Below are 18,544 nucleotides of genomic sequence, written 5' to 3' on the forward strand. Positions count from 1 at the left end.
ATCGGTGCGCGAAGGTTGTGCCCCGGTCGGGATGAGGGACCGGCCGGGGTCACCAACCTGATGAAGGTTTGGCCACCGAAGTTGCCGAGATCCACGGTAGCCAGGCACTTGCGCCGCTGTCACGACCGTTCATTATTTCGTTACATCCGGTAAGGGGCCGTCAACCGGGGAATTGGTTTGCATTGCCGTGGCAACCAGTATCAACAGACTGTTCGATGGCGGATTCGCCACGTATGCAGGAGTCGATAGCTCAGCCGTTGCGCCCAGCGGCACGCTTTGCACCTACGCTCCATACCGCGAAATTCAATGTGATTTGGATCACATCATTATCAAGGCTTCGTTACCGCGCATGGGTACAGTGCCATCCGCCGATAAACCCTGTCGGACGCTCTCGGTAGCCTGTGGGTCGTGGCTCTGTACCGGAAGTATCGACCGGCGACATTCGCAGAAGTAGTGGGTCAGGAGCACGTCACCGACCCGCTGAGTACAGCGCTGGATACCGGACGGATCAGTCACGCGTATCTGTTCTCCGGGCCGCGTGGTTGCGGTAAGACGTCGTCCGCGCGCATCCTCGCGCGGTCGCTGAACTGCGTGGACGGGCCGACGTCGACCCCGTGCGGTACGTGCTCGTCGTGTGTGGCGCTCGGGCCGGGTGGCTCGGGCAATCTCGACGTGATCGAACTCGACGCGGCCAGTCACGGTGGTGTCGACGACACCCGCGAGCTGCGCGATCGCGCCTTCTACGCACCCGCCGAGTCGCGCTACCGCGTGTTCATCGTCGACGAGGCGCACATGGTCACCACGGCCGGTTTCAACGCGCTGCTCAAGATCGTCGAGGAACCGCCGGCCCATCTGATCTTCATCTTCGCCACCACCGAGCCGGACAAGGTGCTGCCGACGATTCGCTCACGCACGCACCACTATCCGTTCCGGCTCCTGCCGCCCGCCACCATGCGCGGACTGCTCGGCAAGATCTGCGAGCAGGAGCACGTACCGGTGGAGGAGGCGGTGTATCCGCTGGTCATCCGCGCCGGTGGTGGTTCGCCGCGCGACAGCCTGAGCGTGCTCGACCAGCTGCTGGCCGGCGCCGGTCCGGACGGTGTCACCTACCCGCGCGCGGTCTCGTTGCTCGGCGTCACCGATGTGGCGCTGATCGACGACGCCATCGACGCGCTGGCCGCTAATGATGGCGCGGCCCTGTTCAACACGGTCGATTCGGTGATGGAAGCGGGCCACGACCCGCGCCGCTTCGCCGTCGACCTGCTCGAACGGCTGCGCGACCTGATCCTGCTGCGCGCGGTTCCCGACGCCGCCGACCGCGGCCTGGTCTCCGGTCCCGGCGACGTCATGGAAAGAATGCGTGACCAGGCCGAACGCCTGGGCCCCGCCACCCTCACCCGCTACGCCGAACTCCTGCACGAGGGCCTCGGCGAAATGCGTGGCGCCACCGCCCCGCGCCTGCTCCTCGAAGTGATCTGCGCCCGCATGCTGCTGCCGTCGGTGTCCGACGCCGAGTCGGCCACCCTGCAACGGCTGGAACGGCTGGAACGGCTGGAACGCGGATTCGCGAGCGGATCGGTCCCCGCCTCGCCCCGCCCGGGATCCTCCGCGGGTGAGCCTGCTGCGCAACGTCCCTCTGTGCCCTCGGCGAGTGGTGAGAGCCGCCGTAGTGGTGCGGAACTCCTCGCCGCCGCCCTGGCTGAAAAGGGGGCGGCGACCAGCGGTTCGCCGACGCCCGGCCCCGTGAGTCCCGTCGCCGCGGAGCAGAAGACCGCCACCCCGGCCGCGCCAAGAACTTCCGCACCGCCCCCTGCTGAGGCTGCGCCGATCGCCGAGTCCGCACCGCCGTCACCTGTGACTTCCGCATCGAGCGTGCCCCCGGCCGCATCTGCGCCCGCGCCGTCCACATCGGTTACGTCGCCCAAAGCGGCCGTGCCACCCGTATCGGCCGCGCCGACGGCGCCGGGCGTGCCGCCGTCACCGGTGACTATCGCACCGAGCGTGCCCCCGGCGACGCCTGAGGCGCCAACCCCCGCCGCGCCACCGATCGATTCTGGGCGGAGCGACGTCGATATCCCTGCGGAAGGGGTTGCTCCCCAACAGCTTGCGGCAGATGCTCCCCCGGTCGAAGCGGACCGCCCCGCGCAGTCCGACTCCGGCCTTCGATCGGAAGGCTCGGGCCCCGAACGGTTCTCCAGGCCGTCGACCGGCAGTGACACGCCCCGCGCGGACATCGACTCGACTCCGGCATCGGAAGCAGCAGCGTCGCAGGCGGATTCGTCGGCTCAGCCAGAACCTGACCTGGGCGACGCCGATGCGCCCTCGCGGGTCGAGTCTGTCGCCGCACAGGCGGCGCCGCAGGTCGGCGCGGCACCCACCGAGGATCTGGTCGGGATCGTCGATGCCGCGTGGCCGGAGATCAAGGGCAGGGTGCGGGAGTTCGGGGCTACCTTGCAGGCGCTGTTGTCGGGGGCGGCGGTGTCGCGGGTCGAGGGCGAGGTGATCGTTTTCGCGCATCCGGCCGCGCCGTTGGCGCAGCGGTTGTCCGATCCGCGCAATATCGAGGCGGTGCGTTCGGCGGTGCGGGCCGTGCTCGGGCGTGAACTGGATGTGCGCTGGGAGACCGGTGCGCCCGCGCCGCGACCCGCGCCCGCCGCCAAGGCCGGGCCCGCGCGGGGGCCGGGAAATCCGGAGAGCAAGCCCGCGGGACGTCCCAAGTTCTCGCGGCCGAGCCAGGCGGCGGGCAATCAGTCGCCGAACCGGGCGAACCGGCCGTCCGACGATGACATTCCGCCGCCGGATTTCCCTGACCTCCCCGACGACCCCGGCCCGGACGAAGGGTCCGACTCCCGGTCGGGCGGCGATTCCGCGCGCAGTGCCGCCGTTCTCGCCCCGCCGACCCCGGAGGAAGAACGGGAGATGCTGGCCGCCGCCGCGGTGCCGGTGGCTCCCGGTGACCGTCAAGACCCGGACGAGGTCGCGCTGGCGTTGCTACGTGAACAGTTCGGAGCAAAGAGTCTGGATGGTTGACAGCCACCGTCCGCACCGCGTTAAGTTAACCGGAGTTCGCACACCACGGTAGTATGAACGGGTGGCCGGTTTCACCGGATGAGCATGGTTCTATGCTCCGCTGGTGTTTGCCGGGATTTGTACGGCGTCGAGACAATTGGTCGTGGCGTTCGTGCGGCCACCGCACCCCAAGGAAGGAAACACTCCGATATGACCACAGAGGCCTACATCTACGAGGCCATCCGCACTCCGCGCGGCCGCGGCAAGAAGAACGGCTCGCTGCACTCGGTCAAGCCGATCGATCTGACTGTTGGTCTGATCCAGGAGCTGCGTGGCCGCTTCCCGAACCTCGACGAGGACCAGATCTCGGACCTCATCCTCGGCGTGGTCACCCCCGTCGGTGACCAGGGCATGGACATCGCCCGCACCGCGGTCACCATCGCCGGCCTGCCAGACACCGTCGGTGGCTTCCAGCTCAACCGCTTCTGTGCTTCCGGCCTCGAGGCCGTGAACCTGGCCGCGCAGAAGGTTCGCTCCGGCTTCGACGACCTCGTCATCGCCGGCGGCGTCGAGTCGATGTCGCGCGTACCGATGGGCTCCGACGGCGGCGCCTGGGCGCTCGACCCGGCCACCAACTACGACGGCTACTTCGTGCCCCAGGGCATCTCGGCCGACCTGATCGCCACCATCGAGGGCTTCACCCGCGATGACGTCGACGCCTACGCGGTGCGCTCGCAGGACCTGGCCGCCGCGGCGACCACCGGCGGCTACTTCGCCAAGTCGATCGTCCCGGTCAAGGACATCAACGGCCTGGTCGTGCTCGACAACGACGAGCACATGCGTCCCGGCACCACCGCCGCCGACCTCGGCAAGCTGAACCCGGCCTTCGCCGGCATCGGTGAGATGGGTGGCTTCGACGCCGTCGCGCTGCAGAAGTTCACCTACATCGAGAAGATCAACCACGTCCACCACGGTGGCAACAGCTCGGGCATCGTCGACGGCGCCGCCCTGCTGCTGATCGGTTCCGAAGAAGCGGGCAAGAACTCGGGTCTGACCCCGCGTGCCCGCGTCGTCGCGACCGCCACCTCCGGTGCGGACTCCACCATCATGCTGACCGGTCCCACCCCGGCCGCCAAGAAGGCGCTGGCCAAGGCCGGTCTGACGATCGAGGACATGGACCTCGTCGAGATCAACGAGGCCTTCGCCTCCGTGGTGCTGAAGTTCCAGAAGGACCTGAACGTCCCGGACGAGAAGCTGAACGTCAACGGTGGCGCGATCGCGATGGGCCACCCGCTGGGTGCCACCGGCGCGATGATCACCGGCACGGTGCTCGACGAGCTGGAGCGTCGCAACGCGCGCTACGGCCTGATCACCCTGTGCATCGGCGGCGGCATGGGCGTCGCCACCATCATCGAGCGCGTCTGAGCTCCGGCCGACTTTCACTTCTCATAGGAGAGAACGAAAAACTATGACTGACAACATCATCGGCTGGGAGAAGGACGCCGACGGCGTGGTCGTCCTCACTATCGACGACCCCAGCCAGGGCGCCAACACCATGAACGACGCGTACCTCGCGTCGATGAACGCCACCGTCGACCGCCTCGAGGCGGAGAAGGACGACATCACCGGTGTCGTCATCACCTCCGGCAAGAAGACCTTCTTCGCCGGCGGCGACCTGAAGAACATGATGAAGGTCGGCCCGGACAACGCGGCCGAGGTCGTCAAGATGGTCACCGACGTCAAGGCCCCGCTGCGTCGCCTCGAGCAGCTCGGCAAGCCGGTCGTCGCCGCCATCAACGGCGCTGCCCTCGGTGGCGGCCTGGAGATCGCGCTGGCCACCCACTACCGCATCGCGGCCGACGTCAAGGGTTCGGCCATCGGCCTGCCCGAGGTCTCCCTGGGCCTGCTGCCCGGCGGCGGCGGCGTGACCCGCACCGTGCGCATGCTCGGCCTGCAGAACGCGCTGATGCAGGTGCTGCTGCAGGGCCAGCGTCACCGCGTCACCAAGGCCAAGGAAATCGGCCTGATCGACGAGGTCGTCGCCACGGTCGAGGAACTGATCCCCGCCGCCAAGGTGTGGATCGCGGCCAACCCCGAAGCGGCGCAGCCGTGGGACAAGAAGGGCTACCGGATCCCCGGCGGCACCCCGTCCACCCCGGCCTTCGCGGCGAACCTGCCCGCGTTCCCGGCCAACCTGCGCAAGCAGATCAAGGGCACCAACATGCCCGCCCCGCGCGCCATCATGGCCGCGGCGGTCGAGGGCGCGCAGGTCGATATCGACAACGCGCTGACCATCGAGGGCCGTTACTTCACGAGCCTGCTGACCGGTCCGGTCGCGAAGAACATGATCCAGGCGTTCTTCTTCGACCTCAACCACATCAACGGTGGCGGCTCGCGTCCGTCCATCGAGGATGTGCCCAAGCGTGAGATCAAGAAGATCGGTGTCATCGGCGCCGGCATGATGGGCGCGGGCATCGCCTACGTCTCGGCCAAGGCCGGCTACGAGGTCGTGCTCAAGGACGTCGAGCTCGCCAACGCCGTCAAGGGCAAGGGCTACGCCGAGGCCATCGAGGCCAAGGCACTCTCGCGTGGCAAGACCACCCAGGAGAAGTCCGACGCGCTGCTGGCTCGCATCACCCCGTCGGCCGACGCGGCCGACTTCAAGGGTGTCGACTTCGTCATCGAGGCCGTGTTCGAGAACCCGGACCTCAAGAACAAGGTCTTCCAGGAGATCGAGGACATCGTCGACGCCGATGCTCTGCTCGGCTCGAACACCTCGACCCTGCCGATCACCCTGCTCGCCGAGGGTGTGAAGCGCTCCGAGGACTTCATCGGTATCCACTTCTTCTCCCCCGTGGACAAGATGCCGCTGGTGGAGATCATCAAGGGCAAGAACACCTCCGACGAGGCGCTGGCCCGGGTGTACGACTACACCCTCGCCATCAAGAAGACCCCGATCGTCGTCAACGACAGCCGTGGCTTCTTCACCTCGCGCGTGATCGGTACCTTCATCAACGAGGCCATCTCCATGGTCGCCGAGGGTGTCGATCCGGCCACCGTCGAGCAGGCCGGTCTGCAGGCGGGCTACCCGGCCGCGCCGCTGAAGCTCAGCGACGAGCTGAACTTCACCACCATGCAGAAGATCTACAAGGAGACCTCCGAGGCCATCCTTGCTGCCGGTGGCGAGCTCAATGCCGCGTCCGCGAAGACCGCCGAGGTCCTCAACACCCTGATCGACAAGTACGACCGCAAGGGCAAGCTGGGCGGTGCCGGCTTCTACGAGTACGTCGACGGCAAGGCCACCGGCCTGTGGGACGAGCTGCGCGAGATCTTCAGCTCGAGCCGTGAGCTCCCGGAGGGTGTCACCTTCCAGGACCTCAAGGACCGGATGATGTTCGCCGAGGCCATCGAGACCCAGAAGTGCTTCGACGAAGGCGTGCTCACCAGCACCGCCGACGCGAACATCGGCTCGATCTTCGGTATCGGCTTCCCGGCCTGGTCGGGTGGCTCGCACCAGTTCATCGTCGGCTACCCCGGTGGCCAGGAGGCCTTCGTGGCCCGCGCCGACGAGCTGGCCGCGAAGTTCGGCCCGCGTTTCGAGGTCCCGGCCTCGCTGCGCAAGTAAGTCGGTAGTTTCCGGTTTCGCCACCGGGTCGGCGCCCGTCACCTCAGTGAGGTGGCGGGCGTTCGCCGTTATCGGGGCTTGGCGTAGTCGGCGTAGCCCTGCCAGTCGAGGACCACGCACGGTTCGTCGCCGACGACCCAGGCATCGTGGCCGGGGGACGCGATCATCACGTCGCCGGGCCCGAACTCCAGCTCTTTGCCGTCGTCCATCGCCACCACGATCCGGCCGGACAGGCAGTACCCGATGTGCGCGGCCTGGCAGCTGTCGGTGCCCGCGATCGGTTTCACGTGTTCACTCCATCGCCAACCTGGTTCGAAGACCGCGCGGCCCACCGGGCCGCTTTCCATATTGACGAGGTCGAGTCGACCCTTTCCCTGCTCGAACGGCCGGGTTTCCTCGGGCGCGTCGAAACTCATGCGTACCAGCGTGGACATGACATCTCACTTCGGCTCGGGTGGTGAGCGGTGCTGTCGTGGTCCACCGAGTGGAGGGCAGCACGGCCCACGGCGGCGCCCACCGAGAGTTCAAGTCTTCGCCGATCGGCGGTGCGACGCAAGAGTCCAGCTCGGGCTTCGGCGGCGTCGGGGTGGTGGGGCGGCGACCGACAGTTCGGGTGGTGTTCACCTGGGGGTGTGGTGCGGTGGATAGCTTGTCGGTCATGGGACGTCGGGTGGCTGCAGCGGTGCTGGGAATTGTCGTCGCGGGGGTCGCGGTGCCGGATGCGGGGGCCGCGGTCGATGGCGTGCGGGTGCTGGGGGAGCAGGTCGTCGGGCACGATGCCGAATTCGGGGGGACGGTGGTCGGCGGGCTGTCGGGCATCGACTATCGTTCCGCCACCGGCGAATTCGTCCTGATCAGCGATGACCGATCGGAGAAGGGCCCCGCTAGGGTGTATACGGCTCGAATTCCGTTGGGGGAGGATGGAATCGGCCCCGTCGGCTTCACGGGCACGAAGCCTCTGCTGCGGGCTGACGGAGCCACGTATTCGCCGAAATCGGTGGACCCCGAGGATATTCGGGTCGATCCGTGGACGGGGGACTACTTCTGGACGCAGGAGGGCGAGCGGGCCGGTGAGGTGCTCGCCGATCCTTCGGTACGGGTGGCCCGCGCGGATGGCGGGTTCGTCGCCGAGCTGCCGATTCCGGAAAACGAACGGATGCGCGCTGATTCGGGGCCACGGCAGAACCAGGCGCTCGAGGGGGCGACGTTCGCGGCCGGTGGGGCGTTGTTCGTGACCGCGATGGAGGGGCCGCTGCTCCAAGATGGGCCGGGCGCGACCACGACGGCGGGGGCCACGACCCGGATCACCGTCCAGGCCAGGTTCGGGCCGGTGCTCGCGCAGTACGCGTACCCGCTGGAGCCGGTGTTCGCCGAGTCGCGGCCGGAGGCCGGGCAGGCGAGTAACGGCGTAACCGCGATCCTCGCCGACGACACCGTCGATCCGACCCGATTCCTGGTGGTCGAACGGGCTTTCGCCAAGGGGGTGGGGAATCGGGTGCGGATCTTCGAGATCGACACGACGGCCGCGAGCACTGTGCTCAACGCGCCGATCGCGGGTGCTCGCCCGGTGGCCAAGCGGCTCGTCGCCGACCTCGCCGATCTCGGGATCGAGGCCGTCGACAACATCGAGGGAATGACCTGGGGCCCGCGACTGCCCTCGGGTGAGCGCACGTTGGTGCTGGTCGCGGACAACAACTTCGCGTCCGAACAGCGCACTCAGCTGATCGCGCTCGCGGTGCGCTGAACCGCGGGTTTCGGACAACCGTTGCCGCCACAGCGTCGAATCTCCACCCGATAGACGCCGGATCGCGCTAGCTTGGATATGTGCGGTGATGTCGGTGACCTCCCCGCATGCCGACCGAAACGCCGGTGACGCCGATGGTGAGAGGTGGTCACATGGATCCGGAGCAGACGCGTATGGAGCGCGGCCTGGCCGAGGCGGCGCCGGTGGGGCTGAATACGCAGCGGGCGGTGGCGCCGGGGGTACCCGACGAGGCCGTGATCGCGGAACTCGATGCCATGGGACTCACGGGGGCCAAGGAGATCGGGCGCGGCGGATTCGGCGTGGTGTACCGCGCATTGCAGCCGGCGCTGGATCGCGTGGTCGCGGTGAAGGTGTTGTCCTCGGAGATCGATGTGGAGAGCCGGGAACGGTTCCTGCGCGAGGAACAGGCGATGGGCAGGCTGTCCGGACATCCGAATATCGTCGACATCCTGCAGGTCGACGTGACCGAGACCGGGCTGCCGCTGATCGTGATGCCCTACGCCTCGCGCGGCTCGCTCGAACGCCTCATCCACGATCGTGGCCCGCTGACCTGGTCGGACACCCTGCGCGCCGGAGTGAAGCTGGCCGCGGCGATCGAATCGGCGCATCGGGCGGGCATTTTGCACCGGGATGTGAAACCGGCGAACGTGCTGATCAGCGGGTATGGCGAACCGCAACTCACCGACTTCGGCATCGCCCGCATCCCCGGCGGATTCCAGACGTCGAGCAGCTTGATCACCGGTTCGCCCGCGTTCACCGCGCCGGAACTGCTCAGGGGCAGTGAACCGACCGTGCAGTCTGATGTCTACGGCCTCGGCGCGACCCTGTTCGCCCTGCTGACCGGCCATGCCGCGTTCGAACGCCAGGCGGGGGAGAAGGTGGTCGCGCAATTCCTGCGCATCACCACCCAGCACGTCCCCGACCTGCGCGCCCAGGACATCCCCGGCGACGTGGCGGAAGTGATCGAACGGGCCATGTCCCCCGAGCCCGCCGACCGCCCGGCCTCGGCCTACGAGTTCGGCGAACTGCTCCGCGACGTGCAGCGCGCGCACGGCCAGATGCCCGACGAAATGGCATTGCTCGACTCCGAGGAGACCACCGATGACGCCCCGGAGGTCCTGAAGTCGGTCACCGGCCGCCGCAGCTGGCCGCTGACCCTGCAGGCCGCAGGCGCCTCGGTGCCCATGCCGAGCTCGACGACCGGCACGTTTCCGCCGACCGCCGCCACCAAATTCCGCCCGCCCACGCCCGCACGCGAACCCTTCCCGCGCCAGCGCCTGCTCGACGTGCTGCGGGAGGGCGGCGAGCGCCGACTCGCCCTGATCCACGCGCCCGCCGGTTTCGGCAAGAGCACCATCGCCACGCAGTGGCGCGCCGACCTGGCCACCCGCGACATTCCGGTGGCGTGGCTGGGCGTCGACCAGGACGACGACAGCGAAATCTGGTTCCTCGCCCACCTCATCGAGGCCATCCGCCGGGTGCGCCCCGATGTCGGCGCGGGTCTGGAGCAGGTGCTGGAGGAGCGGCCCGCCGACGCGGTCGCCTATGTGATCGCCACCCTGATCGACGAGATCCACGCGAGCGGGCGCCCGGTGGTCGTCGTGGTGGACGACTGGCACCGGGTACGCGATCCCGGCGTGCAACGCGCGATGGCGACCCTGCTCGACAACGGCTGCCACCACGTGCGGTTCGTCATCACCAGCCGCGATCAGTCCGGCCTGCCGATCAGCAGGTTGCGGGTGCGCGACGAACTCGTCGAGCTGGACGCGGCCGCGCTGCGGCTCACCGAATCGGAGACCCGGCAGATCCTGGTGGAGCGCAACGGTTTCGCGCTCACCGACGAGCAGGTCGAACAGATCCACCTCGCGACCGACGGCTGGCCCGCCGCGATCCAGCTGGTGAGCCTCACCCTGCGCGGTAAGGCCGATCCGGCCCAGTTGCTCGCCTCGCTCGCCGAGGGCGGGCACGGGATGCGCGAGTATCTGGCCGAGAACGTGCTCGACGCGCTGGCGCCCGAGCAGCTGGAGTTCCTGATGGCGATCTCGGTGGTCGAGCGGGTGAACGGGTCACTGGCCGGGCTGCTCGCCGACGTCTCCGATGGTGCGGCGATGCTGGAGCAGGCCGAGCAGCGTGAGCTCTTCCTGCATCGGATCCAGCACGATCCGGAGTGGTACCGGATGCAACCGCTGTTCGCCGAGCATCTGCGCGCCCGTCTCGACCGTGAACATCCCGGACGTTCGAAAGCGCTGCACCGCAAGGCCGCTCGCTGGTACGCCGAGCATCAACTGCTGCGCAAGTCGGTGGATCACGCGCTGGCCGCGACCGATCTCAAACTCGCCGCCGACCTGCTCGAGAGCGGCGGCATGGACCTGATCGACGGATCCCGGCTCGCCACCCTGCTCGGTACCGTCTCGAAACTGCCTGTGCAGCAGGTGACCTCACGGTCGAAGCTGTTGATGGCGGTGGCCAGGGCGAATATGAACATGCAGCAGACGGGGACCGCCCGCAGCGCGCTCGGCCGGCTCTCGAATCTGCTGGCCCGCAGTTCGTCCGGTGAACCGGAACTGACCGAACAGCGCTGTGTGGCAACGGTGCTGGACGCTGCCGACCGGGTAGCCCACGATGACATCGCCGAGGTGGCCGACAGTCTGGTGCCCATTCTGGAGGAACCCGGCGATCTGCCCGCCTGGACGGTGTCGACCGCCGCGAATCTGATGTCGTTCGTTCGGCTGTGCGAGTTCGACTTCAGCGCGGTGACCGAGCTCCAGGACTGGGCCGCCGACTATCACACACAGTCCAAGGACCCACTCGGTCCGGTATTCGGGCTGTGCGCGCTGGGCGACGCCGCCTACGAGCAACTCGACATCGCCTCCGCCACCACCTCTTTCGAGCAGGCATACGAGGCCGCGCGCACCAAGTCGGGACCGCGCTCGGACGCCGCACGGATCGCGGCCGCCCTGCTCGGCGAAGTGGCCTATCGCCGTGGCGATCTGGCGCTGGCCGATCGGCTCCTCGACGAGAGCCACGAGCTGGTCACCCGGGTCGGTCCCGTCGACTTCCTGATCGCGACCTTCGTGGTCGGTGCCAGGGTGAAGGCGGCTCTCGGCGATCAGTACACCGCCTCGGCCCGCCTCGACGAAGGCGCGCGAGTGGCCGCGGAGAACGGCTTGGCTCGCCTGGACGCGCATGTGCGGGCCGAGCGGGCCAGGCTCGGATTCCCCACCGGCGAAGACATCTTCGTTCCCGACAGTTCCGGTAACGGCGCACGGCGCAAGAAGGGCGCCGCCGCGCTGATCACCGAGGCGCGGGCCATCGCCGACATTCGGAGGCTACTGGCCGAGCAGCGGCTGCGTGCCGATGATCGCGCGGCCCGCCATGCGCGGGTGATCTACGCGAAGACTCTCGAACAGGGCCGTCCGCGGGCGGAATTGGACGCGACCTTGCTGCTCGCGGAGTGTCTCGCGTCGGCGGGGTGGGTCGGGGAGGCGACCGGGCTGGTGCTTCCCGTCCTGCGCACCTGTGCCGAACTGGGCTGGACCAGACCGCTGCTGGACGCGGGGCCGGGGGTCGTCGGCCTGCTCCACGTGCTGCGCACGCAATCCCATGACGGGCAGGACCATCCGATCCTGCGCGCCCTGCCCGGTCACTTCCTCGACGAATTACTGGCCTGATCGCGGCCCGGCAGGCCGGGCCGCGATCAGCGACCTACGGCTGCCACCAGGGGCGCAACGGGACGTCCCAGGCGCCGTTCGCATCGAGCTTCACGCCGAGCACATGGTGCAGCTGGATCACGTTGCGCTGGAAGCCGAGCCGGCATCCCGCCATGTACAGGCCCCACACCTTCGCGGTGCCCTCGCCGACCTCGGCGACGGCCGCGTCCCAATTGGCGACCAGGTTCTTGCACCACTCGTGCAGCGTCAGCGCGTAGTGCTCGCGCAGATTCTCCTCGTGCAGTACCTCGAGGCCGACGTTCTGGATATCGGAGATGATGCGTCCGGAGCCGATCAGCTCCCCGTCGGGGAACACGTAGCGGTCGATGAAATCGCCCGCCTTGGTGGTGCGGGTGTTGTCGTGGCGGGTGATGCAGTGATTGAGGAACAGGCCGCCCACCCGCAGCTTGTCCTTGATGTAGCCGAAGTAGAACGGGTAGTTGTGCACACCGATGTGCTCGGTGAGGCCGATCGAGGAGACCGCGTCGAATTCGCCCTCGGGGATGTCGCGGTAGTCGCTGTGCCGGACCTCGGCGAGCTCGCTGAGACCTTCCTCGGCGATCTTCTGCTGCGCCCAGGCGGCCTGTTCGGCCGATAGCGTCGCCCCGATCACCTTCACGCCACGGCGTGCCGCATAGCGGACCATGCCGCCCCAGCCACAGCCGATATCGAGCAGCCGGTCGCCTTCCTTCAGGCGCAGCTTCTCGAAGATCAGCCGGTACTTGTTCTCCTGTGCCTGCTCGAGCGTCCAGTCCTCGTCGCCGTACACCGCACAGGTGTAGGTCATCGACGGGCCGAGGACGTACTCGTAGAACTTGTTGGAGACGTCGTAGTGGTGGTGGATCGCCTCGGCATCGCGAGTCTTGGAGTGGCGCAAGCCTTCCAGCGCGATCCGGCGCCAGCGCGGCAGCGTTTCCTGCGGCGGGGGCGCGATCGGCTTGAGCCGCTCCCAGCCCAGCGAGCGCGCGATGGTGACCAGCGACAATGCCGAAGGACGATGGAACTTCATGTCCTGCATGGCTTTCAAGATGTCGTACGGGTCGCCGGGATGCACGCCCTCGGCGATCATGTCGCCGGCGATATAGGCCCGCGCCATGCCGAGGTCGCCGGGGGCGCCTGCCAGGTAGTTGATGCCGCGTGGGGTCTTGATCTCGAGCGCGTAGGGCGCGTCCTCCGGGCCGGTCGCGCTGCCGTCGTAGGCGGTCAGGCGGACGGGGAGTTCGCCGTCTACGAGGCTCTCGACGACCTCGGCGATGTTGAGCCGGGTGCCCAGCTCTGCCAATACCTCGGATCGGTCCTTGAATGTCGTCACTTGCGTTGCACCGCCTTCGAATACAGATTCAGCAGTCGTTGGTCCGGGTCGTAACGGGTCTTCAGTTCGGTATAGGTGTCGCCGCCGTAGAGCTCGGCGAACTCGGCCTCGTCGTAGTAGGAGTCCGAGTAGAGCGACTTGTGTCCGTCGAACGCGGACACGATCTTCTCGATGGCGCGGTTGGCCGCCCCTTCCGGTTGACCTCGCTCGGTCGGCACCGCCGACCAGAATCCGACATTGACGTAGGTGCGCTGTGGTTCGAGCGGATACAGCGGCCACGGACGCGCACCGTCCGTCGCCGGCGCGTCGTCGAGCGCACGCAAGCGCAATGGGCACAACCAGATCGGCTCGATGGGTATTTCCCGCAGGAACCATTCGACGAAGTCGGCGGTGTGCTGGACCGGCACCTCGATGTCCTGCACGACGCGTTCCTGTGGCGGGTTGCCCTTGCGGGCCTGCCTGCGGTCATCGATGTGGTACTTGCGGTCGAGCGCGACCAGTTTCCAGTAGAAACTGCTGCGCCGGCGCGACTTCGGCCAGAGCCTGCGGATCTTCGGGTTCTGCGCGCCGAACGCGCGCGAGCACCAGAACCAGTCGGTGTCCCAGCGCCACAGGTAATCGTGAACGGTCAGCCGGTCCCGGATCACCCCGTCGGCGTGCTGCAGGGAGCGGTAGAAGATGTCCATGCCGGTGTAGTCGCTGACCGGGCCGGGCTCGTCGGTCTGGCGACCAAGGGTCAGGTAGCTCTCGTTCGCGCTGAACACCACGCCGTCGATGTAGTCGACAGCTTCGTCCTGGAAGCGGCGTTCGACGACGATCCGATCGAGTTCGGCTTCCAGTTCGCGCAGGTCGTGGAAGCGCACGTGCCGCAATTCCACGAACGGCAGGACGGGTTCGAGTTCGATCTTCAGCCGGACGGAGTATCCGAGAGTGCCGTAGGAGTTGGGGAAGCCGTGGAACAGGTCGGCGTGCTCGCCGGTCGGTGTCGCGGTGACGATCTCCCCGGCCCCGGTCAAAATGTCCATTTCCAGGACGGATTCGTGGGGTAGACCGTTGCGGAACGAGGTGGATTCGATGCCGAGACCGGTCACCGCCCCGCCCAGGGTAATGGTCTTGAGCTGGGGCACCACCAGCGGCGCCAGCCCGTAGGGGAGGGTGGCCGCCACCAGGTCCTCATAGGTGGTCATGCCCGCGACGTCGGCCGTGCGGGCCTGCGGGTCTACCGCGATCACCTGCCCGAGGCCGGACACGTCGAGACCGGGCGCGGTGGGTGCCGCCCTGGCCCGGAACAAGTTCGATGTCTTCTTCGCCAGCCGGACGACGGCACCGGGTGGGATGGCGCGATAGCTTTCCAGCAGTCGCTCCACTCCCGCTCGATGCGCGGCATATCCGGACTCACGTGTGGCCGGTTCGTGACCGGCCCTACCCAAAAGACTCACTGCCACCCCTTTGACGCTAGTACGACCATGTCCGCCGGGCCACCGGATACTTGCGCGCCGCGACAAAATGTCACGCACATGTTCCCGCACCGCCCGAACCTGGTCGGGAGAAGCGGTCGGGGACAGGGCAGGATGTAACCCGGTCGAGATATCGCCACACCCCCCAGCAAGGAGTCAACAGTGGGACAGGTCAGCGCCAGCAGTTCGATCGTCGTCGCCGCGGATCCGCAGCGCACGCTCGCCGCGATCGGCGACTACGAGACGATCCGGCCGCGCATTCTTTCCTCGCACTACCGCGACTACAAGGTTGTCGAGGGCGGCAACGGAGCGGGCACCGTGGTGGAGTGGACGCTGCAGGCCACCGAGAAGCGCTCACGCAACGTGCGCGCGACCGTGACGGTGGCCGATTCGGTTCTCACCGAGCGCGACGCCAACTCCACCATGGTCAACACCTGGACCGTCACCCCCGACGGCGCCGGCTCGAAGGTCACCGTCGAGACCACCTGGAAGGGTGCGGGCGGCATCTCGGGCATCTTCGAGGGCATCTTCGCCCCGCTCGGCCTGAAGAAGATCCAGGCCGAGGTGCTGGGCAACCTCTCGCGTGAACTGGCCTGAGCTCAGTTCACCGCAGTAGGTCAGTCCTTGCCGATGTCGAAGAGGTTTCCTTCGGGGTCGGCGAGGGTGGTCCACTGGATCCCGTACTCGTCGAAATCGCCGATGTGCTTGGCGCCCAGGCTGATCGCGCGCTCGATGTACTCGGCCCACTCGGCTGTGTGGAAGTCCAGATGGACCACGTTCTTGCCGGGTGTCTTGTCGGGGACCTGAATGAACATCAGGATCGGGGCGAGACCGGCGGATTTGCCGACGGTGGCGAAGAACTGCGAGGCCTCCGGGTCGACGGGTACGTCGAGCAGTTGCGCGTAGAACTCGGCCTGGGCCGTGGCGTTGTGGCAGTCCATGGTGATGTTCGCCAGGGCGATGGTCATCAGATCTCTCCTTCGGTGATCGGCCAGCACACTTCGGTGCGGTAGTCGGCCGGGTTATCGGTGATGTCGGGTCCCACGAGGTAGCGCTCGCGGACCGGCTCGTCGGGCAGTGCGGTGCCGTGCTCGGCGACGTGGCTGCCGAGTGCGCCGTAGGTGCGGTCGAAGTCCTCGAACGGGCCGTCGTGCACCGCCACGGCGAAGTGGCGGGCGGGAAAGTCGACGATGGCGAAGCCGCGGGTGGGGACGAAATCGGCACCGGGCGGCAGCGGCACGTACGCGGTGACCTCGCCGTTGTCCTCGGTGAAGAACTCGTTCGAATACGTCGCGCCCGCAACGCCTCCCGGATCGACACCGGACGCCAGCAGGATCGTGTACAGCTGCTCGAACGCCGTGCCGCACCAGTCGGCGATGGCGGTGCGCTCGACCCGGTCGGTGACCGTGAGCGCCGTGAAGGCGGGCTCGATCCGGTAGTCGACCTCGATCGGCAGCGGCGGTGCGGTGAGCAGGGCGCGCAGCGAGACCACCACCTCGCGGGTGCGTTGCAGCGCCGCCTCCATCCTGGTGAGGTGCGCCCGCAGGGTGGTGTCACGCTCGGCGGGATCCGCGGTGGCGAGCACGGTGCGGATCTCCGGGAGCGGCATGTCCAGGTCGCGCAGGCGGCGGATGAGATGCGCCCGCTCCACCTGGTCGGTGGAATATCGGCGATAGCCGGTGCCCGCGTCTACGGCGGCGGGCTCGAGTAGCTCGATCTCGTGGTAGTACCGCAGCGTCTTGACGCTCAGATGGGTGAGGCGGGCGAACTCGCCGATCGCCACGGTTGCTGTCATGCGGTCCAGGGAACACCCTCCAGCGGGTGGAGGGTCAAGAACCGATCAGGCGGGCGTCAGCACGAAGGCGGCGAGCAGCGGCCACGAGCCTTCGCGCCACCACGAATAGCCGAACCAGACGCCAGGGGTGACCTCGCGGATCTCGTCGTAGACCTGCGGAGTGGGTGACGGCGCGTAGTTCAGCGCCCAGGTGGGGGCGCCGTCGAGGATCGACGGCGCTCGATAGACATCGGCGGGAAACGCCTCGATCCCGGCCCCGGTGACCCGGTTGGTCAGTGTGCCGCCGTCGGGCCCGGTGCGGAACACTTTGCCGATCCACAGCGCCGGTGCGGCCGCTCCGAGTTGCGGCGGGCGTGTCACCCAGCCGTTGGTGAGGCCGTTGGCCACCGCGCCCGCCTGTGCGTCGCGGTAGATCTGGTCCTGCTGGGTGACACTGCAGCGAAAGCGCAGCGAATCAACGGTCGCCGCCCGATTGCCGGGGTCGAGAACGCAGCCGTTGCCATAGTTCGTGATGTCGGTTCCGGAATCGGCCGACGCGGCGGTGGGTGCGAGAAGAAGCAGGCTGGCGACGGACGCGAACACGGCTGATATCGATGCCAGGCGCGCACAGGATGCATTCATCTGATCTCCTAGAGATTGCTGAATCATTGCCCGAGCTAGCACGATCGTATGATCGATTCCCCGGCGGAGTCATCGTTTCAGTGACCGTTTCCCACGACTAAACTGGCTACCGCACGCGGCCATGCCCCGCACCCGACGTACCCCCACGGTTTTCGGCCGCCTCGCACCCGAGGGGCGAGACGGAACGCCGAAGGCGCAGTATCGTCCCTCGGGTGCGAGGCCCCCAGGGCCGAAACCCCGCGGCGTCAGCCGCCAAAAACACAGGAGTGTTGTGCAACCCGGTGATGGTCAGTTCGATATGCAGGCACTGCTCGCTCAGGCTCAGCAGATGCAGCAGGCAGTGATGCAGGCGCAGGCCGAGCTCGCCGAGACCGAGGTGGCGGGTCAGGCCGGCGGCGGTCTGGTGCAGGCCACGATCAAGGTCAGCGGCGAGGTGATCGCGCTGACGATCGACCCGAAGGTGGTCGATCCGGAGGACGTCGACGGACTGCAGGACCTGGTCATCGGTGCGATCAACGACGCGATGGCCAACGCGCAGCAGCTCGCGGCCGAGCGCCTCGGCCCGCTGTCGCAGGGTCTCGGCGGCGGCTCGATGCCCGGTCTGCCCGACTTCTGATGTATGAGGGGCCGGTTCAGGATCTGATCGACGAGCTGGGCAAACTGCCGGGCGTCGGTCCGAAGAGCGCACAGCGCATCGCTTTTCATCTGCTGCAGGTGGAGCCGCCGGATATCGACAGGCTGCAGGCCGCTCTGCAGAAGGTGCGCGACGGCGTCCAGTTCTGTGTGTCGTGCGGCACCGTCGCCGATGGTGAGCTGTGCCGGATCTGTGCCGACCCACGCCGCGACCGCACGATGATCTGTGTGGTCGAGGAACCCAAGGATGTGCAGGCGATCGAGCGCACCCGCGAGTTCCGTGGTCGCTACCACGTGCTCGGTGGTGCGCTAGATCCGCTCAGCGGTGTCGGGCCGGATCAGCTGCGGATCAGGGAACTGCTCACCCGCATCGGCAATCAGGAGGACGGCATCGATGTGAGCGAGGTGATCATCGCGACCGACCCGAATACCGAGGGCGAGGCGACGGCCACCTATCTCGTGCGGATGCTGCGCGATTTCCCCGGGCTCACCGTCACCCGGTTGGCCTCCGGGCTGCCGATGGGCGGCGACCTGGAATTCGCCGACGAACTGACCCTCGGACGGGCACTGTCGGGCAGGCGGACGCTGTAGGACGGATCGGGCAGGCGTGCTGGTCG

At 67.6% G+C, this 18,544-nt stretch carries 14 protein-coding genes; 8 read left to right on the forward strand and 6 right to left on the reverse strand.

What is annotated here, in order from left to right:
- Positions 1-408 precede the first annotated feature (408 nt).
- From ACFULV_RS25695 to ACFULV_RS25705, 3 genes are all read left to right on the forward strand, one after another.
- Positions 409-3,030: a DNA polymerase III subunit gamma and tau gene (locus tag ACFULV_RS25695; protein ID WP_378660920.1), complete on the forward strand. Its 2,622-nt coding sequence runs from the start codon at positions 409-411 to the stop codon at positions 3,028-3,030.
- A gap of 189 nt (positions 3,031-3,219) precedes the next feature.
- The gene (locus tag ACFULV_RS25700; RefSeq protein ID WP_378638597.1) at positions 3,220-4,434 is read left to right on the forward strand and encodes an acetyl-CoA C-acetyltransferase; all 1,215 of its coding nucleotides are present in this window, start codon (positions 3,220-3,222) and stop codon (positions 4,432-4,434) included.
- A gap of 43 nt (positions 4,435-4,477) precedes the next feature.
- Positions 4,478-6,634 (forward strand): 3-hydroxyacyl-CoA dehydrogenase NAD-binding domain-containing protein, encoded by a 2,157-nt coding sequence (locus tag ACFULV_RS25705; RefSeq protein ID WP_378660924.1) that lies wholly within the window; start codon positions 4,478-4,480, stop codon positions 6,632-6,634.
- 68 nt (positions 6,635-6,702) lie between these two features.
- Here ACFULV_RS25705 and ACFULV_RS25710 read toward each other — a convergent pair whose 3' ends face one another.
- Positions 6,703-7,068, reverse strand: a complete 366-nt coding sequence (locus tag ACFULV_RS25710; protein ID WP_378638601.1) for a cupin domain-containing protein — start codon at positions 7,066-7,068, stop codon at positions 6,703-6,705.
- 224 nt (positions 7,069-7,292) lie between these two features.
- On the opposite strand from ACFULV_RS25710, the gene ACFULV_RS25715 reads away from it, so the two are divergent.
- The gene (locus ACFULV_RS25715) at positions 7,293-8,378 is read left to right on the forward strand and encodes an esterase-like activity of phytase family protein (RefSeq protein ID WP_378660927.1); all 1,086 of its coding nucleotides are present in this window, start codon (positions 7,293-7,295) and stop codon (positions 8,376-8,378) included.
- Between the two features lie 152 nt (positions 8,379-8,530).
- Positions 8,531-12,070, forward strand: a complete 3,540-nt coding sequence (locus ACFULV_RS25720; protein WP_378660929.1) for a protein kinase — start codon at positions 8,531-8,533, stop codon at positions 12,068-12,070.
- A gap of 34 nt (positions 12,071-12,104) precedes the next feature.
- Here the strand turns inward: ACFULV_RS25720 and ACFULV_RS25725 are convergent, their stop codons facing one another.
- Both ACFULV_RS25725 and ACFULV_RS25730 read right to left on the reverse strand, forming a co-directional pair.
- Entirely contained in the window at positions 12,105-13,421 is a 1,317-nt protein-coding gene (locus tag ACFULV_RS25725; protein WP_378660932.1) for a class I SAM-dependent methyltransferase, read from the reverse strand.
- A complete protein-coding gene (locus ACFULV_RS25730) occupies positions 13,418-14,860 on the reverse strand; it encodes an FAD-binding oxidoreductase (protein WP_378660935.1) in 1,443 nt (480 codons plus the stop codon). Before ACFULV_RS25730 ends, ACFULV_RS25725 begins: the two co-directional genes overlap by 4 nt.
- A 180-nt stretch (positions 14,861-15,040) precedes the next feature.
- On the opposite strand from ACFULV_RS25730, the gene ACFULV_RS25735 reads away from it, so the two are divergent.
- Positions 15,041-15,475, forward strand: a complete 435-nt coding sequence (locus ACFULV_RS25735; RefSeq protein WP_378638612.1) for an SRPBCC family protein — start codon at positions 15,041-15,043, stop codon at positions 15,473-15,475.
- 20 nt (positions 15,476-15,495) lie between these two features.
- Here the strand turns inward: ACFULV_RS25735 and ACFULV_RS25740 are convergent, their stop codons facing one another.
- Genes ACFULV_RS25740 through ACFULV_RS25750 form a run of 3 tightly spaced genes read right to left on the reverse strand, consistent with a single transcriptional unit; the run spans position 15,496 to position 17,294 of the window.
- Complete coding sequence (locus ACFULV_RS25740; protein ID WP_378638614.1) at positions 15,496-15,846, reverse strand: VOC family protein; 351 nt, start codon at positions 15,844-15,846, stop codon at positions 15,496-15,498.
- The gene (locus ACFULV_RS25745) at positions 15,846-16,673 is read right to left on the reverse strand and encodes a MerR family transcriptional regulator (protein WP_378660937.1); all 828 of its coding nucleotides are present in this window, start codon (positions 16,671-16,673) and stop codon (positions 15,846-15,848) included. Before ACFULV_RS25745 ends, ACFULV_RS25740 begins: the two co-directional genes overlap by 1 nt.
- Before the next feature lie 45 nt (positions 16,674-16,718).
- A complete protein-coding gene (locus ACFULV_RS25750) occupies positions 16,719-17,294 on the reverse strand; it encodes a hypothetical protein (protein ID WP_378660940.1) in 576 nt (191 codons plus the stop codon).
- A gap of 298 nt (positions 17,295-17,592) precedes the next feature.
- On the opposite strand from ACFULV_RS25750, the gene ACFULV_RS25755 reads away from it, so the two are divergent.
- Positions 17,593-17,910, forward strand: coding sequence for a YbaB/EbfC family nucleoid-associated protein (locus ACFULV_RS25755; RefSeq protein ID WP_228536936.1), 318 nt, complete (start codon positions 17,593-17,595; stop codon positions 17,908-17,910).
- Positions 17,910-18,518 carry a recombination mediator RecR gene (gene recR, locus ACFULV_RS25760; protein ID WP_056822003.1) on the forward strand — a complete coding sequence of 203 codons (609 nt, stop codon included), beginning with the start codon at positions 17,910-17,912 and terminating at the stop codon, positions 18,516-18,518. The genes ACFULV_RS25755 and recR overlap by 1 nt, the downstream gene beginning before the upstream one ends.
- Positions 18,519-18,544: the final 26 nt, after the last annotated feature.

The organism is Nocardia sp. NPDC057272, assembly GCF_042668615.1.
In the GTDB taxonomy this organism is placed as follows: Bacteria; Actinomycetota; Actinomycetes; order Mycobacteriales; family Mycobacteriaceae; genus Nocardia.

What these genes read in the sequence shown, in the direction of transcription:
- ACFULV_RS25700 (WP_378638597.1), top strand. Translation starts at nt 3,220, where the DNA reads ATGACCACAGAGGCCTACATCTACGAGGCCATCCGCACTCCGCGCGGC.
- ACFULV_RS25705 (WP_378660924.1), top strand. Translation starts at nt 4,478, where the DNA reads ATGACTGACAACATCATCGGCTGGGAGAAGGACGCCGACGGCGTGGTC.
- ACFULV_RS25710 (WP_378638601.1), bottom strand. Translation starts at nt 7,068, where the DNA reads ATGTCCACGCTGGTACGCATGAGTTTCGACGCGCCCGAGGAAACCCGG.
- ACFULV_RS25715 (WP_378660927.1), top strand. Translation starts at nt 7,293, where the DNA reads ATGGGACGTCGGGTGGCTGCAGCGGTGCTGGGAATTGTCGTCGCGGGG.
- ACFULV_RS25720 (WP_378660929.1), top strand. Translation starts at nt 8,531, where the DNA reads ATGGATCCGGAGCAGACGCGTATGGAGCGCGGCCTGGCCGAGGCGGCG.
- ACFULV_RS25740 (WP_378638614.1), bottom strand. Translation starts at nt 15,846, where the DNA reads ATGACCATCGCCCTGGCGAACATCACCATGGACTGCCACAACGCCACG.
- ACFULV_RS25745 (WP_378660937.1), bottom strand. Translation starts at nt 16,673, where the DNA reads ATGACAGCAACCGTGGCGATCGGCGAGTTCGCCCGCCTCACCCATCTG.
- ACFULV_RS25750 (WP_378660940.1), bottom strand. Translation starts at nt 17,294, where the DNA reads ATGAATGCATCCTGTGCGCGCCTGGCATCGATATCAGCCGTGTTCGCG.
- ACFULV_RS25755 (WP_228536936.1), top strand. Translation starts at nt 17,593, where the DNA reads ATGCAGGCACTGCTCGCTCAGGCTCAGCAGATGCAGCAGGCAGTGATG.
- recR (WP_056822003.1), top strand. Translation starts at nt 17,910, where the DNA reads ATGTATGAGGGGCCGGTTCAGGATCTGATCGACGAGCTGGGCAAACTG.